Here is a 17,954-nt window from a genome sequence, read left to right as displayed (position 1 = left end):
GGCTGTTTTGGAAGCAGGAATATCAACACAAAAGCATTGAATAATTTTTTTAATCTTGTAGTGACTTAATTTACTGTTTTCTATCATGATTCTAGACTAACATAATCATTTTGCTAGTCTAGAGCCTGTAATTTAAAATTGGCTTCTGTCTATAAAACTGCAAACCTAGGATTTGTTTACTACGAAGTTTTGACCATAACAATTTTTCAGCTTCGGTCATGTTATTGCGTAAGTCACGTGAGACTTGTTTTAAGTTTTTATTGTAAGGCTTCATTTTTATTCTCTTTTTTGAAATCTCCCCTAACCCCTCTTTTCCAAAGAGGGGAACTCCACGTAAACAAATAAATTACATAACAGCGCCTCCCTTTTTCAAAGGGAGGTTGGGAGGAATTTAATTTATCAAATATGCGCCCCTTTTCTAACCCATCAATCCCAAACTATTCATTTTTACACTTTTAAGTCTGCAAAAATCATCACTTTCATGAATAATAGACCAATAAATTTATCTTCCAAATCAATGACTATTGGTGTCCCAATGAAGAAACTCATGAACGGTGCTGAAAACATCGTTGTCGAAATGTGCAAAGGCTTTATCCTGGCACATCCAGAACTGGCATTTAATGAATCTTATAAAATCATTTCCCGAAAAGAAAAACACCAAAATGTCGCCCTGATCAGTGGTGGTGGTAGCGGTCATGAACCTGCTCATGCCGGCTTTGTTGGTCAAGGCATGCTGGACGCTGCTGTATGTGGTGATGTGTTCGCCTCTCCTTCACAAATTCAGGTCTATAAAGCCTTACAGCAAGTCGCGACTGACAAAGGCGTCTTGATGATCATCAAAAACTATTCTGGCGATATGATGAATTTCCAGAATGGTGCTGCCTTAGCGACTGAAGATTGCATCAAAGTTGATTACGTCAAAGTGGCAGATGATATTGCAGTAAAAGACAGCCTATATACCGTTGGCCGTCGTGGCGTTGCCGGTACAATCTTCGTGCATAAAATTGCCGGTGCTGCCGCATCAAAAGGTTATGAACTTGCACGTGTGAAAGAGCTTGCGCAAAAAGCAGCTGACAATGTGACTAGCCTTGGTTTTGCCTTTACCTCTTGTACCGTTCCAGCCAAAGGCACACCAACGTTCATTTTAGCTGAAGATGAAATGGAATACGGCGTCGGTATCCACGGTGAACCGGGGATCCGTCGTGAAAAGATTCTGCCTTCTAAAGAACTAGCTCAGCGCATTGTCGATGACCTGTTCCTGGATCGTCCAAACCTGACTGAAGTTGCAGTTCTAGTAAATGGCTTTGGTACAACACCACTGCAAGAATTGTATGTGTTCAATAATGATGTATGTGAACATCTGGCAAGTAAAGGCATCAAAATTTACCGTACCTTTGTCGGCAACTACATGACCAGTATCGACATGGCAGGTGCATCTGTTTCCTTGTTGGCGGTGGATGATGAATTGAAAACTTATTTGGATGCAGAAGCCAATACTCCTGCATTTAAAATGGATGGTTCAACTGCACTGCCATTTGAGTTTGCTGCCAAAGACCAAGCTGCTGTACGCACAGTAAATACAGATGTTGAAACACATCCTGAACATGCTGTGATTGCCAATGAACAATTCACCATTGAAAACATGCGCTATGTGGTCGATGTGATGAGTGCCTGCATCATTAAAAATGAAGTACCTTTCTGTGAGTTAGATGCTCATGCTGGTGATGGCGACTTCGGAATGAGTGTGGCCAAAGGTTTTAAACAACTTAAACGCCAATGGCATGAACTGGTTCAAGCTGAACAGATGGATGATTTTCTGCTGAACTGTTCAATGATCATCATGGAACATTGTGGCGGTGCATCAGGTCCAATCTGGGGTTCAGCTTTCCGTGCTGCAAGTAAAGCCATTAAAGGTAAAACCACATTAACCGTGGCGAATTTTGCAGAGATGCTACAAGCAGCAGTCAAAGGCATTCAGATTACAGGCGAACGCTCATTCGGTCGTGGTGCAGTCGTGGGTGACAAAACCTTAATTGATGCTCTGGTGCCATGTGCAGATTCATGGTCTGCCAATACCGACAAGACCTTTAAAGAAAACTTTGTACTGGGTGCGCAAGCAGCTGTTCAAGGTGCGGAATCCACCAAAGATATCGTGGCACGTATGGGTCGTGCCGGGACTGTGGGTGATCGTAGTCTGGGTTATCCAGATGCTGGCGCACATGGTTTAGGTGTGATCTTTACCGATATTGCTGAGCATATTAAGTAATTTTTTGACTTATCCCTCACCCATCCCTCTCCCACAGGAGAGGGTGTTTCATTTAATTAAATAGAGGGTTAGATTTCACAGTGAAATTCCCTCTCCTTTTAGGAGATGAGCAGCACTGCTGCGCAAGGGAGAGGTTATTTATACTTTTCCAAAAACTTCTCCAACGCCTCCGTCACTACCACCCTTTTTCTACCCTTCAACTGATCTTTATCCAGCAGACCTTCTGAGTCTATAACCAATACTTTATGCCCATCCTGTTTTAAGCGATCCACGCCTTCAAACAGCATCCGGGCACCAACATCATGCATTAGAGTAAGATTGGTTAAATCGAGAATAATGGTGCTTTTACCTTCCGGTTCATCTTGCAAGATGCGTAGCAGCATTTCAGACTCGGTAAATTGCAACACGCCACGCAATTCATAAACCACGACGTTATTCTTTTTGCCCACCGTATAACGGCTTTGCAGAATGGTTTGTGCTGACGGCGTACCTTCCATGAGATGCAATCCCATATCGTGTGACAGATTTTCAAAGATTCTGACACCACGCACACTGTTACCATGCTCATCAATTTTTGGGGAAAATACCGCAATTCCCACTTGCCCTGGCAGCACTCCAATAATGCCACCTGCCACGCCACTTTTGGCCGGAATACCGACTGTGGTCAGCCAGTCTCCAGCAGCATCGTACATACCGCAGGTCAGCATGACACTGAGCAATTGTCGGACTAAGGCCCGATCCAGCATGCGCTTACCCGTCTTAGGATGCACACCACCATTGGCCAATATACTGGTGATCACGGCTAGATCTTTGACGGTGACCTTAATCGCGCACTGCTTGATATAGCCATGCACGATTTCTTTGGGATCTTCATCCAGCACACCGACCGTACGTAACATGTAGCCAATCGACATATTCCGAAAAGCCGTTTTAATCTCGGAGTTATACACCTGCTCATCAAAGGACAATTCACGTCCAGCCAGTCCACTTAAAAAACGGCGTAACTGTTCAGCACGTGATACTGTTTTCTTGGCAGGAATCAGAGAATGCGTGGTAATCGCACCAGAATTAATCATCGGGTTTTTTGGAATATTGCGTTCTTTTTCCAACGAAATCTGGTTAAAGGCCTCTCCCGAAGGTTCTACACCCACTTTTTCCAGTACCTGTTTTAGCCCTAGTTCCTTGATTGCTAGCGCATAGGCAAAAGGCTTGGAAAGAGACTGCATGGTAAATTCAACGTCATCATCCCCGGCAGAATAGATGGTTCCATCTACTGTCGATAGTGCAAGTCCGAGCTTGTCAGGATCAACCGCAGCAAGTTCAGGAATGTAATCTGCCAGCGCGCCTTTTTTATTATCATGGCAAGCAGAAAGCACATGATTCAAGTAATCCGGTACCGGCGTTTTCATGGCAAATGCTCCCATCTCAATCTTTTATATCATTTTTATTAAAACTGAATACTGAAGACGGTTTTGCTACTTTTATGCAGTTTTATGTTGTGAAAATGGGATATGGACAAAAGAGATAGAGGAAATAAATGAATTCATTGGACAAGATCAGGAAGCTTAAAATAGATAAATTATAAAGATGAGCATACTATTTTCAGATTACAGGTCTATTTCTATCGAGCAATAAACCTGTAACCGATGACAACCAGCTTGATCTTGCAAACAGATTATTTCACCTTAGTTTTGCGAATCATCTTATACAATACTTTTGGCGATAGACGTGACACTAGAACACCCAGTTTTTCTTTAGAGCCCCCCACCACGATATATTCTTCACCACGTTTCAACGCTTCTACAGTCTGACGGGCAAAATCAGCCGGTTCCAGGCCATTTTCAATCGCTTCATCCTGCTTGGCCTGAGGTTTGCCTTCCCCATTTAAGGCATTAAAAGACACATTAGTTTTAATAAAGCCCGGAAAAATCACGGATACCTGAATACCCTGATCTGCCATTTCAGCGCGCAGGCTATTCGCCCACATATGAATCGCGCCTTTGGCTGCTGAATAAGACGCCCGATATTGAGTTCCAAGCAGACCGGCCACACTGGAAATAAAAGCAATCCGGCCAGATTTCTGTTTTAAAAATGTCGGTAAAACTGTTTTGGTGAAAAACACCTGAGAGAAATAATCGACTTCCATAATGGCGCGTTCAGTCTGCATGGTGGTTTCCTGAATCAGGGCACGCTGGCTGAGTCCGGCATTATTGATTAGCCAATCAATGCGGCCTTTCTCACTCAGCACCTGTTCATAAGCCGTGCGTACCTGACTTTCATCAGTAATATCGGCCACGACTGAGATGTGTTGATCAGGATTCACCAGTCCTGAACGGACTTTTTCCAGTTCTTCCAAACGTCGTGCAGTCAATACTATCTGTGCACCTTGGGCAGCACATTCTTCAGCCAGTGCCTTACCAATTCCTGAAGATGCTCCGGTAATCCAGACTACTTTTCCCTGTAAATTTTCTAGTTTTGCCATTAAATCCTGTCACCCTCTTTATATGAATGTGTTCCTGGTGGCATTTCATCTTCCAGAAATGCCAGCAACTGCTCAAAATAATAACTCATGGTATCCGCATCATAGAGGCTACCGAGTTTATCAAAACGTTTATAACCCAGTTGTGTGGTCAGGTGAATCACACCATTCAATGTTTTATCCACCACCACATTAAATTTCAGCATCTTTTTTGGTTCACGCACCAGATGCGTCACACCCTGATCCACCACCTGAATAAAAGCTTTCAATGCCGGTGAGACATACTGGTTATTGCCACTTTTCATCTGCTCCACGCAGCCCAGCAGTTCCGTGATCAGCATGCGTTCTACCGGATAGCGAACAAAGTATCCATCTTCATTTTCATGGGTCATCTTGTACAGATAGTTCACCATAGGAATCAGCCGATCATTACCAAAGAAAGAAACCGACCATGGCATATATTTGCGAGTCGTTTCTAAAATCTGTTGAATGACTTTTTCGGATTCCTGATCTGGGGAGCTAGAGAGCTGCACCACACGACCAAAAATCTGGTCAATAATTTCACAGGCAATATCGGCCAGATTTTCACCGAGCAGTTTGGCCAGGCTTTCCTGCTCGCCAGCATTAAATCGAGAATGCAGGTCTTTAAAGCGTTGATGGGTATCGGGGTGAATTTTGAGAGAAATGCTATAGCTCATCTTGTTATCCTTTTTTTAATCGTCTGCGATGAGTCGCGTTTTTATCAATCTATCATACGTTGAGTTCAGGCAACTGCCAATTGGCGAAAGTTTGCTTTTGGTTAAGCTGCCGCATGCCTTAATTTTTTTGCTACAATAGATGCAATTTTTTATCCACTTTTGATCTGTTTAGACTATGACTGATTCAGCGCAAAATATTGCTACGACCTACGATCCGACCGAGATCGAGAAAAAATGGTACCAAACTTGGGAAGAGCGCGGTTACTTCAAGCCGTCTCAAAAAGGTGAATCATTCTGTATCATGATTCCGCCGCCAAACGTCACTGGTAGCTTGCACATGGGTCATGGTTTTAACAATGCCATCATGGATGCCTTGACTCGTTATAACCGTATGTCAGGCAAAAATACCTTATGGCAGCCAGGTACTGACCATGCGGGGATCGCAACCCAGATGGTTGTTGAGCGTCAGTTAGGTGCTCAAGGCGTAAGCCGTCATGATCTGGGCCGTGAAAAGTTCATCGAAAAAGTTTGGGAATGGAAAGAACAGTCTGGCGGTAACATTACCCGTCAAATCCGTCGTTTGGGTTCTTCTGTAGACTGGTCACGTGAACGCTTCACCATGGATGAAGGTTTATCCAACGCGGTTAAAGAAGTATTCGTGAAACTGCATGAAGAAGGCCTGATTTACCGCGGCAAACGTCTGGTGAACTGGGACCCTAAACTGCAAACCGCCCTGTCTGACCTTGAAGTAGAATCTGATAAAGAAGAACAAAGCTCATTGTGGCACTTCAAATATTTCTTTGAAGATAAATCGCTTCGCACTCAAGATGGCAAAGACCATATTGTCGTTGCAACCACTCGTCCAGAAACATTACTCGGTGATACTGCGGTTGCGGTCAACCCTGAAGATGAGCGTTATGCACATCTTGTCGGTAAAAATATCGTATTGCCTATTACTGGCCGTACCGTTGCCATTGTTGCTGACGAATATGTTGAAAAAGAATTCGGTACAGGCTGTGTAAAAATTACACCTGCACACGACTTCAATGACTATGAAGTAGGTAAACGCTGTGGTCTGGCACTGATCAACATCTTCAACAAAAATGCCGAAGTTCTGGCTGAGTTTGAATACATCGCGAAAGCGGGCGAACAGATTTCTAAAACCATCCCTGCGCCTGCAGACTACATCGGTTTAGAACGTTTTGAAGCGCGTAAAAAACTGATTGAGCAAGCAGAAGCTGAAGGCTGGTTAGATCAGATCCAACCTTACACACTGAAACCACCTCGCGGTGACCGTTCAGGCGTAATCGTTGAGCCACTTCTAACAGACCAATGGTATGTAAAAATTGCGCCACTGGCTGAACCTGCCATTGAAGCGGTAAAAGATGGCCGTATCAAGTTCGTTCCTGAGCAGTACAGCAATATGTACATGTCATGGATGAACAACATTCAGGACTGGTGTATCTCGCGTCAATTGTGGTGGGGTCACCGTATTCCGGCCTGGTACGATGCTGAAGGCAATGTATTTGTTGGTCGTAACGAAGAAGAAGTTCGTGCGAAACACGGTATTGCACCTGAAGTTGAATTGAAACAGGACGAAGACGTACTGGATACCTGGTTCTCTTCTGGTCTGTGGACATTCTCAACTTTAGGCTGGACTGGCGACGAAGCGAAAGATAAAGAAAACTATTTCTTGAATACTTTCCACCCGACTGATGTTCTTGTGACTGGTTTCGACATCATCTTCTTCTGGGTTGCCCGGATGATCATGATGACCATGCACTTCATGAAAAATGAAGATGGCACACCGCAAGTACCATTTAAAACTGTGTATGTACACGGTCTGGTACGTGATGGCGAAGGTCAGAAGATGTCTAAGTCTAAGGGTAACGTACTTGACCCATTAGACCTGATTGATGGTGTTGATCTGGAAACTTTGGTACAAAAACGTACTTTCGGCCTGATGAATCCTAAACAGGCGGCGAAGATTGAGAAATCTACCCGTAAAGAATTCCCAGAAGGTATTCAGGCTTACGGTACTGACGCAGTTCGTTTCACTTTCTGTGCGCTTGCTAACACTGGTCGTGACATCAAGTTCGACATGAAACGTGTGGAAGGTTACCGTAACTTCGCCAACAAAATCTGGAACGGTACCCGTTTCGTGATGATGAACGTTGAAGGCCAGACCGTAGGTCAAACTGCTCGTCCTGATCTTTGGGAATTGCCTGAACAATGGATCGTGAGCCGTCTGCAAAAAGCAGAACAAGCAGTTCAGCAAGCATTCGCGACTTACCGTTTAGACTTGGCTGCGCAAGCGATCTACGAATTCATCTGGAATGAATACTGTGACTGGTATGTCGAGCTGACTAAACCGGTTCTGAATGATGAAAACGTATCTGAAGAGCGTAAAGCTGAAGTTCGCCGTGTGTTATTGGCAGTGATGGAAGCGTCTTTACGTCTTGCACACCCAATCATGCCGTACCTGACTGAAGAAATCTGGCAAACGCTTGCACCTAAACTGGGGATCTCTGGCGAAACCATTATGCTGGCTCAGTACCCTGTTGCAGATGAAGCGAAGATCAACGAACAGGCTGAAGCAGACATGCAATGGCTGCAAGGTTTGATCGGTGCGGTACGTAACATCCGCGGTGAGATGGGCTTGGGTAATGCTCGCTTGTTGCCTGTTCTTCTTCAAAACACCACTGAAGCTGAAAAAGCACAGATCACACGTATTGAAGCACTGTTCAAAGCATTGGCAAAAGTTGAAAGTATCACCTTCCTGGCTGATGGCGAACAACCACCATTGTCTTCATCTTCAGTTGTTGGTCACGTGTCTGTATTCGTTCCAATGAAAGGTCTGATTGATCCTAAAGCGGAATTGGGTCGTCTACAAAAAGACTTAGACAAGGTTCAAAAGCAGCATGACCAGATCGCGAACAAACTTTCTAATGAAGGTTTCGTCGCAAAAGCTCCTGCTGCTGTAGTTGAAGGTGAACGTGCGAAACTGGCTGAATTTGCTAACCAGTTAGCGAAAATTAAAGCGAATATGGAGCAGATTGCGGCGCTATAATTGTTGGCAATTTGATCTAATTCAATGTATAAAGGGCTGATTATTCAGCCCTTTATTTTTATAAAAAAGGAATTCATTTTGACTGATCTACCAGCTTGGATACAAGCGATTGGAAGCATTATCGCTATACTAATAGCAGCATGGGTTCCTTATCAATCCAATAAAAATCAATTAACTATACAGAATACAAGTGCTGAATTACGAAGAAAAAATACATTACTACTGCTTCTACCAACTCTATATTTGATTAAGAGAACTATATTTGAATTTTTAGAGGAAAATAATCCTAATACAAAAGACCTCTTTGGAGATGACATAGAAGAGTTTAATAGCAATTATTTTGAATTAATTCCTCATTTTTCCCAAAAAATCCAATCTTTAATGGATAGTGATTTTAAACATGACCTATTAACTAGATTCTGCTTTGAACTATTTAAAGCCGAAGAACATCTTAATGAAAACTCTTATCTACAACGCCGTGGATACCACGCTGCGTGGTTAAATCATCAAGACCTCTTTATTGAAGAAGCTAAAAATCTTCACATATTAGTAGAAAAGCTTATAGAAAATATTGAAGAGATGAATTCTCAAACTAAGCCAACTTAAATCATATAATTTAAGTTTTTAATTTAAATAATCCCTCACCCCAACCCTCTCCCATAGGGAGAGGGAGCGTCATTTGATTTAGTACATGCATTAATTTCACAATGGTGTTTCCTCTCCTTTTAGGAGAGGGTTAGAGAGAGGTACTTTTGCTTTTCAATTCAAAACACACTCACCACAAATCCTCCAACACCACATCCGTCCGCCCCAACACTTCATTATTCCAATACCTCACAACTCTCAAACCCAAAGCCTCCAAAAACTTGGTTCTTTCAGCATCATATTCCATAGCATCATCCGTTCCATGCTGACTGCCATCCAACTCAATCACCAAACCAATTTCATGACAGTAAAAATCCACAATATAAGGCTCAATCACATGCTGACGACGAAATTTAAGATTCATAAAACGTTTGGCACGAAGGATTTGCCACATGAGGTGCTCAGCATCGGTGGCAGTGTAGCGCATGAATTTGGCGAAAATTAAAAGTTGAGGATCAAGCTTTTTGTTCATGGTATTTTTTATTTTTTGTGAGATTAGCAGATTTTATAACCTCTCCCCAAGGAAGAGGTAGAAAAACCTTAAAGCATCCCACGCCTTAAAAACATCTCTAATCCACTTACCTTTTTGATATACATCAGGCGTTCTTTTTCGACCTTAATCTGCTGTTTTATGGCTGAAGTGTCTTCATCAATCTGCTTGTACAGATCAACAATTTGGACGTTACTCTTTGCCTTTTTTACTGCAATTCTGGTTTTCGATGACCAGACCAGTCGATTGATCAATGCATCGATCTTCTCTTGTAACTTCTGGCTCTGCGCATCCAAAGCCAGTTGATACAGCTTGACTTGCTCTGCACTTAAACTCTTTTGCGAAGGATCTCGATCTTGCTCAATCTGAAGCTGCATTTTTAGTAAGGCAAACAAATCCTGTTCTGCATAAGCCTCATTGGCACGTTGCAACAATTCAGTCTTTTTAATCTTCTTTACGTCATTTGCTTCACGATCCGGATGAATCGCTGCAGCAATCTTTAAATATACCGATTTCACTGACTGCTCTGCCATTGCGGCTGCCTGTTCCTGCTTTTCCTGCTGGCGTTTTAGTTTGGCCTGCTCGCGGATATGCTGAAAATGATCAGAAGCCCATTCTTCAAACCCCTCAGCATCTGCAGGATCTGGGGCATTTTCATTCTTAAAAAATCTTTTTAGTTCATTGGTCTTTTTTTGGCTTTTTCTGAATTGAGCATGTTCAGTGCGTTGCTGATAATAAGTGAAGATTTCATTGACCTTATTGGCTTCTTGCGCTGACATCGCCTGAGAATCTTGCAGATAATCTGCCAGGTATTGAATCTTCTCATCCAGCACTATCAACTCGGCCTTGGTGAAATCTGTTTCCTGTAAATGCGTCCAGAGCTGTTCGAGCTGCTCAAACAGCACACCATGTAATTCATGATAGACCGGCATGAAAGTTTTATACGTATATTGCTGTAGGTCTTCTTCAGCCTGTTGCCATTGTTTTAACTCCAACTTCTGCTGTTCGATTTTATCAATCAGACGATCCAGCTTCTTCTGCTGTGGCGAAAGTGCTGTGAATGGCTGGATCATGGTTTTTAAGTCAAAGAGCATGGCAGCAGAAAGACCCAAGGAAATCTTATCTATATTAATTCTTTCAGCATTCGCCACAAAGTTCTTTTGACCTTAGGCTATTGAAATTTGTATCAGAATTAAAAAAAGCAGAACTGTGTCTGCTTTTTTCCATGCTGCTGTTTATTATTCCAGTACCACACGGCCATTTAAGGGCTGTACCGGACGGTTATTTGAATGTCCCATTAGCTTGGAAAATTCTGAAATCTGTTGCTTTGAGGCCTGCTGGATCTCTTTCAGAATTAACCAGCGCACACCTTCGGAACATGGTGGTGTGGTCAGCGAACCACTAAAGCGGTAATAATCCAGATTCTTAGGCAACATCTCATTTACAGGTTGCGGGTTCTTCAAGACAACTTTTTCACCTTGCTTTTTCGGCAAGCGATTCCACATACGTTTTAGCATCGGATTTTCTATACCCTGCTCAAACATCATCGCCACTACAGCAAGTTCCCCTTGAGCATTGGCATGGACAAAATGAATCTCTAAAGGATAGCTCTTGCCCTTAATCAGGTTCTCACTTGGGCTATGCAGATGAAACTGTTTCAGCACAAAAGTTTCATCATCCAGCTGCAATTCTCCGCCTTGAGCAAAGTCTACTTGAACGGTATGACCTTTATTTTCAATTGCGTGAATCATGGTGTTATAGCTAAACTTGAGCGGTTCCAGTTCGGCTTTGACTGTTCGCTCGATATTGATTGGTGACTGGTTCAGTCCATTACAGGCTGAATATTTCTGGTTTAGAGTCGACCACTGTTCAGGCTGATCATAGTTCCAGTCTGCATCTGCAAATACCGCTGTACTTAAGCCCATAACCGTTAAAAGCGTGAATATCTTTTTCACAATACATCCTTTCTTGGAAGTCAAAATCAATATTTTTAATTTAAAAAACAGATTTTTAGCTTGATCTAATCGCTATATTTTTCAGGGCACAACATACAGAAATTTATAATTATCAAGTTATTTGATTACAAATCATTAAATAGTTCTCATTATTCCTAGGAAATTGCTCAGATTTTATCTTGATATATTTCAGCAGGATATTATTTATACTGATTAAAAGTCATACAGAGTAAAATGTGAACTGGTTCAAATTTAATCTGTTGAATAATCAATCAATATTTACATGAAATATCTATCTTATTTTCTCAAAATCGCTATATCTTTTACTCATAGCAATCACATTCAAAAAACATAATTTATTTTTATTCAAAAACTTACACAATTACAGCAGCAAACTAACAGCCGAGATTGATAGACTCGTAACAAAGAGTGATCTGGAATAATAACAATGGACTGGGCCACCATATTTATAAATGATACGACCTGGGAATTTGCCACAGAAATTTTGCTGCGCTGTGTAGTGATGTACGCGATGATTATCCTGTTTCTGCGGCTGACAGGTAAACGTGGGGTACGACAACTTTCGATCTTTGAAGTCACCATCATTCTTGCCTTAGGTTCTATTGCCGGCGATCCGATGTTTACAGAAGATCTTCCCCTGATTCAGGCAGCACTGATCATGTCGGTGATCATTTTCCTGTATCGTCTGACCACCTGGCTCATGATGAAATTTCAATGGTTTGAAGACCTGCTTGAAGGCAAACCGATTCATATTGTGGAAGATGGTTTACTGGTCATTGATGAAATTAAAAAAGGCAAAATGTCTCATGATGAATTCTTTGCTGAGATGCGTCAGCAAGGCATTGAACATTTGGGTCAGGTGCGTTTAGGTTTACTGGAAACTGACGGTAAATTCAGCATTTTGTATTTCCATTCAGATGATGTTCGGCATGGGCTCCCGCTTTTCCCGAAATCCTGCTGTATTGTCAAAGAAGTCAAGCCAGAAGAGCTTTATGCCTGTATTTATTGCGGTCAAGTCCAGCATTTAAAAGAAGCAGAACAAACTTGTCCACGCTGTCATTCTCATCAATGGGCAAAAGCCATGAATAGCCACCGGATTACTTAAAGCTGCTTAAGCCGCTGCAAATGATCAAAGATTTCTGGTAATTGCTGAATCTTATATTGAATATGTCCGGCATCCGGATGGAAACCTTGCATCCACAAAGCATGCATACCTGCGGCTGTTGCGCCTTGAACATCATTGACAGGATGATCACCAATATAAAGACATTGTTCTGGCTGTACGCCTAAACGCTCTGCGGTAATCTGGAAAATTTCCGGTTGCGGTTTATTAAAGCCGACCAGACCTGAACTGATAATCTCATCAAAATACTCTGCAATACCTAAACCGCGAATGGTATTTAATCGGGTCTCATGTCCGCCATTGGATACAATGGCCAAGCGATAACCTTCAGTTTTAAGCTGTTTTAATACTTGCCCTGCTTGCGGCATCTCTACGGCGAAACGTCCAAACTCGCTGAACCAGAACTGCGCTAGCTCCTCTAGATCTGGTGGAGTTAACCAGGATAATTCCTGCAACAATGCATATGCAGCTGAAGCGCCAATACTGCCATGAGTCAGCAATTCCTTTTTCGGATAACCGCCATTATCAATGCGTCGTACAATTTCGATAATTTTCTCAAGCTCAACCTGTGCAAATGCTGAAGCATAATATTCTGCCAGATAACGGCTATAGGCCTGTGTCGTCAGGTCACGATGCGTCAAGGTATTGTCAAGATCGAATAAAACAGCTTGAATGGTCATAATTTAAAAAGGAATAGAGGATTTTCTGTCATGGTAACAGCTGGGAACTTTCAGGATTAGACCTAAAATTGCTAAGTTTTGTTGTTTCAGGCATAAAAAAGCGATGCCGAAGCACCGCTTTTATTTTGTTCTAAAATTAGAACTTGTATTCGACGCCTGTACCAACCACTGGTTGTTTAGTTTCTAATGAACCTTGTTCAAGTGTTAGATAACCTGCATAGCCATAAGCTTTGACTTGTTTAGAGAAAGCATAGTCTGCACCAACAATAATTTGTTGTGCTTCATAATCAGCTTTAGCCGTAGTAAATTCAGTCGTGTTCTGGCTATATTGACCTTTTACTGTCCAGTTTTTTGCATTTGGCAGGTTGTATTCTGCACCAATTAACCAGCCTTGTGCATCATCAATAGATGCAGCTGCAGCATCATTACCTGCAACACCTTCAACTTCTGAAGTTTGGTATAAAGCACGTAGAGACAGACCACCATCAAGGTTTACACGACCAATCGCACGAATAGTGTTCGCTGCAGCAAATGCACTACCTGCTACCCCACCTGTTACTTCCGGAGCAGAAGCATTTACAAAACCACGACCTGCAAAGTTTGATGGAATCGCTTTGTCATAACCAAGACCTAAAACTACAGGTTTGCTGTCATAGACTACAGATGCTGACCATGCATCGCCTAAACCACGGCCTGCAACTTTAGAACCACCATTGGATTTAGATACACCACTCGCTTCACCAGTTGCTAATAGTGCAGTCGCTTTAAGTTTACCTTCACCTACCGCAAGAGCTGGAGCTTCATAAACTACAACGTTATCAATACGGTTTTCACCAGTAAAAATACCTGCGACATCGGCTTTATTATCAATATAGTTATTAAAAGTATCTACAACCGCAGAAAGCTGTTTTACAGGCGTATCAATTTTACCTACTTTTAAAGCACCCAGTTTTTCATCTTTTAAACCAACAAAGATATTACGCGGTACAAAAGTATCATTACCCTCGCCACCCTGACCATCATCTGTATAGAAGGTTAATTCAGCTTGATAAAGTGCGCTTAAACGGTCAGTCAGTTTTTCATCACCTTTAATACCGATGAATGAATTATTGCTATTTAATTCTACAACGTCACGATTCTTACCTACATTGTCTTCAGGTAGGTAATCTGCAGTTACGTCAATTTCACCATAGAAAGTTGGTGCTGCAAATGTAGTCCCCGCTAAAAGGCTGAGTGCGATTGCTGTTGCTAACTTAGTTTTCATTAAAAAATCCTTTAACTTATTTTGTTACAAATAATACACACGGCGCCTATATTACAAAATTATTAAAAAAATATTTACATATTCTTTTTAATACTTTAGGTGGGGAGTCAATTAACCTATTTATTCATAAGAGATTTTAAATATTTTTTGCTACTTTCATCCATCGGAAAATAGGAATCAGGCAAAAAATCGCGATGATTACGATCAAATTTAGATAGTTTTGGTAACCCAAAGCGTCCCCTAGTAGCCCGCTCAGGCTATAAAGTCCCCCGCTTATAGTAGCCATCAAGGCGACCTGAAAGGTGAAATCAGTCCCTGCCAGATGCTTGCGACTGTATTGCATCACCAAGGTCAACATAACGACTAAGAGCATGGCCGATATCATATCCTCGACAGCATTAATGAGATAAATGATCCAGTTTGCTACTTTGTTTTGGACTTCATATTGTGCAGCCAGCCAGGCATAAGCGATTAGACTGAGTATTTTCAGAATAGAGAAAATCATTAAGCTCCAGCTACGAGACCAGTATTTCAAACACCAGCCAGCTAGCCCTGCGCCAATCAACGCTGCAAAAGCGCCGAGCATGGTGACATAAATACCAATCTGGCTAAAACTCAGTCCCAAATCGACCATCAAAGGTTTTAATAATGGCCCAGACAGACCATCCGCCACTTTAAAGGTTAGTAAAACCAGCAGCCATTTCGCCAAGGTATAATCAGCTAAAAAATATTGAAAATAAGCTTTGATTCTAGTCCGAGCAGGTAATTTTTCAGATGATGAAGAAATCATCTTTTGGTGATCCGGCTCTTTAAACCATAACACCGGTAAAGTATTCAGAAAGACCAGAGCTGCCAGCAGCAAAAAGGTCATCTGCCAATGCAAAAAATCGAGTAACCACAGGATTGCCCCGCCTCCAACAATAAAGCCCAAGCGGGAGCCAATCACCTGAAAGGTATTGCCCCAGTGCTGTTGTTCATTTTTTAGAATATTGACTGCCAGTCCATCTGTAGCAATATCCTGAGTAGCGCCGATCCCATTCATCACTAACAACGTGATAAAAAAGGTCAGCAGAAACAGGGGCTGGTTTAAGGCTTGGATCGGCAAGAAGGACAGCCCAATCAGTACAGCGACAGAAAGCCATTGCAAAGGAATAATCCAGCTTCGATAATGACCTCTAGCTTTTGATCCATGGCGATCAACTAAAGGTGCCCAGAAGATTTTAATCGACCATGGCAGCATGAGTAGGCCAAAGCCACCAATATGTGCCAGAGATACGCCTTCAGCTCGCAGAATGACCGGCAAGGCATGGGTCATAAACCCGACCGGAAGCCCCTGTGCCCAATATAGGGAAAACAATAAAATATAAGTATTCCGCATATTCAGCGCAGGTCCTTAAGGTAAAAATGCTAAAAGCATCCATCATCGCTATACATTTTGCCAATGATCCGGATTTTACAACAGTCTAATATGATCAAAAATAAAGAAAAATAAGTTTCAGGATGAGACATCGATGAGTACAACACGTTTCCCCAAACTCCCTCCATTGGTTCCCTCCCGCGGAGGCAAACTGAGCCAGACCCTGTTTAAACAGCTATTTTTGGCTCAGGGCTGGCAACTTAAAGGCGAGTTCCCTAACCTGCCTAAAGCAGTAGCGATTATTTCCCCGCATACCTCGAATATCGATGCCTGGCTAGGTTTTAATGCCCTACTTGGTCTGGGTATTCAGATTACGATTTTTGGTAAAGACAGCCTGTTTCGTACTCCGCTTAAACCCATTCTGGAATGGATCGGTGTGGTTCCTGTAGTACGCGATACACCGCAAGGTCACACCCGACAAATTGTTGATGTGATTAATAAGACAGACCGAATCTGGGTAGGTATGGCACCGGAAGGTTCTCGCAAGGCGCCAGAAAAAATCCGCAGTGGTTTTTATCATATTGCCAAGGCAGCCCATTTGCCGATTGTGATGTTTTCCTTTGACTATGACATCAAGACCATTCATATCCTTGGTGTATATCACCTGACAGGTAATTATGAATATGATCTGGAACAGATCTATAAGCATTATGAAGGTAAATTTTCGGCCAAAAATCTGGATTGGGTCGCCAAGCCGTTACAAAAGCTTTTGAAAAAAGACTAGGCAAAACTGGCTTTTTTTGATGTGATAGCCTGAATTTTGTTGATTTAATCGCCAGTTTTTTATAATGAAATTAGCCCGTTATGCTCTGATTGGCTGCTTGGGCTTAAGCCTTGCAGCATGTGATAAAGCTACTAAAACCCCAGCACCCTCTACTCCTCTTCAGGCTCGTGAACCTGTGGTAGCTATTGCTCTCGGTGGTGGCGGTGCCAAAGGCTTTGCCCATATCGGGGTACTTAAAGTCCTCGAATCGCATGGCATCAAACCGAAGATTGTCACTGGAACCAGTGCCGGAAGCTTCGTGGGCAGTCTATATGCCAGCGGCAAATCCCCTTATCAGTTGCAGCAAATCGCCTTGAACTTTAAAGAATCCGATATTCGTGATTTAACCCTGAACCGCCAAGGAATTATTGCCGGACAGAAACTGCAGGATTTCGTCAATAAAAATGTGGCGAATAAACCGATTGAACAGTTCCCGATTCGCTTCGCGGCAGTGGCAACCCGCCTGGACAATGGCCGTAAAGCTGACTTTATTAAAGGCAATGCCGGACAAGCTGTTCGTGCCTCTTGCAGCATTCCGAATGTCTTTGTACCCGCTGTGATTGGCGGTACAAAATATGTCGATGGCGGTCTGGTTAGTCCAATTCCAGTAAAAACAGCCAAAGATATGGGAGCTGATATTGTTATTGCCGTAGATATTTCTGCCCGTCCGGACAGCAATAAAGCGCTCAACATGTGGGGCGTACTGGACCAGACGATTAATATCATGGGTCAGCAAAGTATCAATGAAGAACTCAGTCAGGCCAATATTGTAATCCAGCCTAAAGTAGGTCATATCGGTACGCTGGATTTAAAAGCCAGCAATGAAACCATTCTCGAAGGTGAAAAAGCCGCGCAATTAAAAATCCGTTCAATTGAAAAAGCCATCAGTGATTTTAGGCAGTCTCCGGCTGCATTCAAGCCTGCACGACCGGCAAAATTTTAATCAGAAATTTTTTAGGCTCTAGACTAGCAAAATGATTATGTTAGTCTAGAATCATGATAGAAAACAGTAAATTAAGTCACTACAAGATTAAAAAAATTATTCAATGCTTTTGTGTTGATATTCCTGCTTCCAAAACAGCC

At 42.4% G+C, this 17,954-nt stretch carries 15 protein-coding genes and 3 pseudogenes; 7 read left to right on the top strand and 11 right to left on the bottom strand.

From position 1 onward, the window contains the following. Positions 1-87: pseudogene (locus ACEWB7_RS14735) on the bottom strand (IS1595 family transposase); the annotation flags it as partial. Between the two features lie 40 nt (positions 88-127). Further along, positions 128-274, bottom strand: a pseudogene (locus ACEWB7_RS14730) (endonuclease domain-containing protein); the annotation flags it as partial. Between the two features lie 261 nt (positions 275-535). Here ACEWB7_RS14730 and dhaK point away from each other — a divergent pair. Further along, positions 536-2,266 carry a dihydroxyacetone kinase subunit DhaK gene (gene dhaK / locus ACEWB7_RS14725; protein WP_312307617.1) on the top strand — a complete coding sequence of 577 codons (1,731 nt, stop codon included), beginning with the start codon at positions 536-538 and terminating at the stop codon, positions 2,264-2,266. Positions 2,267-2,400: 134 nt separating this feature from the next. Here dhaK and ACEWB7_RS14720 read toward each other — a convergent pair whose 3' ends face one another. From ACEWB7_RS14720 to ACEWB7_RS14710, 3 genes are all read right to left on the bottom strand, one after another. Continuing rightward, on the bottom strand, positions 2,401-3,675 hold the full coding sequence (locus ACEWB7_RS14720; protein WP_312307615.1) for a glutaminase: 1,275 nt from the start codon (positions 3,673-3,675) through the stop codon (positions 2,401-2,403). A 266-nt stretch (positions 3,676-3,941) separates the two neighbouring features. Further along, complete coding sequence (locus ACEWB7_RS14715) at positions 3,942-4,748, bottom strand: SDR family oxidoreductase (RefSeq protein ID WP_159122835.1); 807 nt, start codon at positions 4,746-4,748, stop codon at positions 3,942-3,944. Continuing rightward, positions 4,748-5,443: a hypothetical protein gene (locus tag ACEWB7_RS14710; RefSeq protein ID WP_180002252.1), complete on the bottom strand. Its 696-nt coding sequence runs from the start codon at positions 5,441-5,443 to the stop codon at positions 4,748-4,750. The genes ACEWB7_RS14715 and ACEWB7_RS14710 overlap by 1 nt, the downstream gene beginning before the upstream one ends. 175 nt (positions 5,444-5,618) lie before the next feature. Between ACEWB7_RS14710 and ACEWB7_RS14705 the strand changes: the two genes are divergently transcribed. Then, on the top strand, positions 5,619-8,513 hold the full coding sequence (locus ACEWB7_RS14705; protein WP_312318866.1) for a valine--tRNA ligase: 2,895 nt from the start codon (positions 5,619-5,621) through the stop codon (positions 8,511-8,513). Positions 8,514-8,591: 78 nt separating this feature from the next. Continuing rightward, positions 8,592-9,119 carry a hypothetical protein gene (locus tag ACEWB7_RS14700; RefSeq protein ID WP_180052664.1) on the top strand — a complete coding sequence of 176 codons (528 nt, stop codon included), beginning with the start codon at positions 8,592-8,594 and terminating at the stop codon, positions 9,117-9,119. A 169-nt stretch (positions 9,120-9,288) separates the two neighbouring features. On the opposite strand, the gene ACEWB7_RS14695 is transcribed toward ACEWB7_RS14700, so the two are convergent. From ACEWB7_RS14695 to ACEWB7_RS14685, 3 genes are all read right to left on the bottom strand, one after another. Next, positions 9,289-9,630 (bottom strand): endonuclease domain-containing protein, encoded by a 342-nt coding sequence (locus tag ACEWB7_RS14695; RefSeq protein WP_312318871.1) that lies wholly within the window; start codon positions 9,628-9,630, stop codon positions 9,289-9,291. A 68-nt stretch (positions 9,631-9,698) separates the two neighbouring features. Further along, the gene (locus ACEWB7_RS14690; RefSeq protein ID WP_312318887.1) at positions 9,699-10,742 is read right to left on the bottom strand and encodes a molecular chaperone DnaJ; all 1,044 of its coding nucleotides are present in this window, start codon (positions 10,740-10,742) and stop codon (positions 9,699-9,701) included. 144 nt (positions 10,743-10,886) lie between these two features. Next, the gene (locus tag ACEWB7_RS14685; RefSeq protein ID WP_312318890.1) at positions 10,887-11,573 is read right to left on the bottom strand and encodes a carbonic anhydrase family protein; all 687 of its coding nucleotides are present in this window, start codon (positions 11,571-11,573) and stop codon (positions 10,887-10,889) included. Between the two features lie 478 nt (positions 11,574-12,051). Between ACEWB7_RS14685 and ACEWB7_RS14680 the strand changes: the two genes are divergently transcribed. Next, entirely contained in the window at positions 12,052-12,729 is a 678-nt protein-coding gene (locus tag ACEWB7_RS14680; RefSeq protein WP_312210160.1) for a DUF421 domain-containing protein, read from the top strand. On the opposite strand, the gene ACEWB7_RS14675 is transcribed toward ACEWB7_RS14680, so the two are convergent. The 3 genes from ACEWB7_RS14675 to ACEWB7_RS14665 form a co-directional block, all read right to left on the bottom strand. After that, positions 12,726-13,427 (bottom strand): HAD family hydrolase, encoded by a 702-nt coding sequence (locus tag ACEWB7_RS14675; RefSeq protein WP_104426480.1) that lies wholly within the window; start codon positions 13,425-13,427, stop codon positions 12,726-12,728. The genes ACEWB7_RS14680 and ACEWB7_RS14675 overlap by 4 nt on opposite strands. Before the next feature lie 136 nt (positions 13,428-13,563). Then, positions 13,564-14,691: a porin gene (locus tag ACEWB7_RS14670; RefSeq protein WP_005234516.1), complete on the bottom strand. Its 1,128-nt coding sequence runs from the start codon at positions 14,689-14,691 to the stop codon at positions 13,564-13,566. Between the two features lie 136 nt (positions 14,692-14,827). Beyond that, on the bottom strand, positions 14,828-16,069 hold the full coding sequence (locus ACEWB7_RS14665) for an MFS transporter (protein WP_104426481.1): 1,242 nt from the start codon (positions 16,067-16,069) through the stop codon (positions 14,828-14,830). Positions 16,070-16,202: 133 nt separating this feature from the next. Here ACEWB7_RS14665 and ACEWB7_RS14660 point away from each other — a divergent pair, with 133 nt between their 5' ends. The 3 genes and pseudogenes from ACEWB7_RS14660 to ACEWB7_RS14650 all read left to right on the top strand — a co-directional run. Beyond that, positions 16,203-16,832 carry a 1-acyl-sn-glycerol-3-phosphate acyltransferase gene (locus ACEWB7_RS14660; RefSeq protein WP_312318884.1) on the top strand — a complete coding sequence of 210 codons (630 nt, stop codon included), beginning with the start codon at positions 16,203-16,205 and terminating at the stop codon, positions 16,830-16,832. 64 nt (positions 16,833-16,896) lie between these two features. Continuing rightward, entirely contained in the window at positions 16,897-17,814 is a 918-nt protein-coding gene (locus tag ACEWB7_RS14655) for a patatin-like phospholipase family protein (protein WP_180033980.1), read from the top strand. Between the two features lie 53 nt (positions 17,815-17,867). Then, positions 17,868-17,954: pseudogene (locus ACEWB7_RS14650) on the top strand (IS1595 family transposase); the annotation flags it as partial.

The organism is Acinetobacter sp. NIOH-H-8, assembly GCF_046635365.1.
Taxonomy (GTDB): domain Bacteria; phylum Pseudomonadota; class Gammaproteobacteria; order Pseudomonadales; family Moraxellaceae; genus Acinetobacter.
Note: the sequence above shows the minus strand (reverse complement) of the source record. Positions and strands in the feature narration are given on the sequence as shown.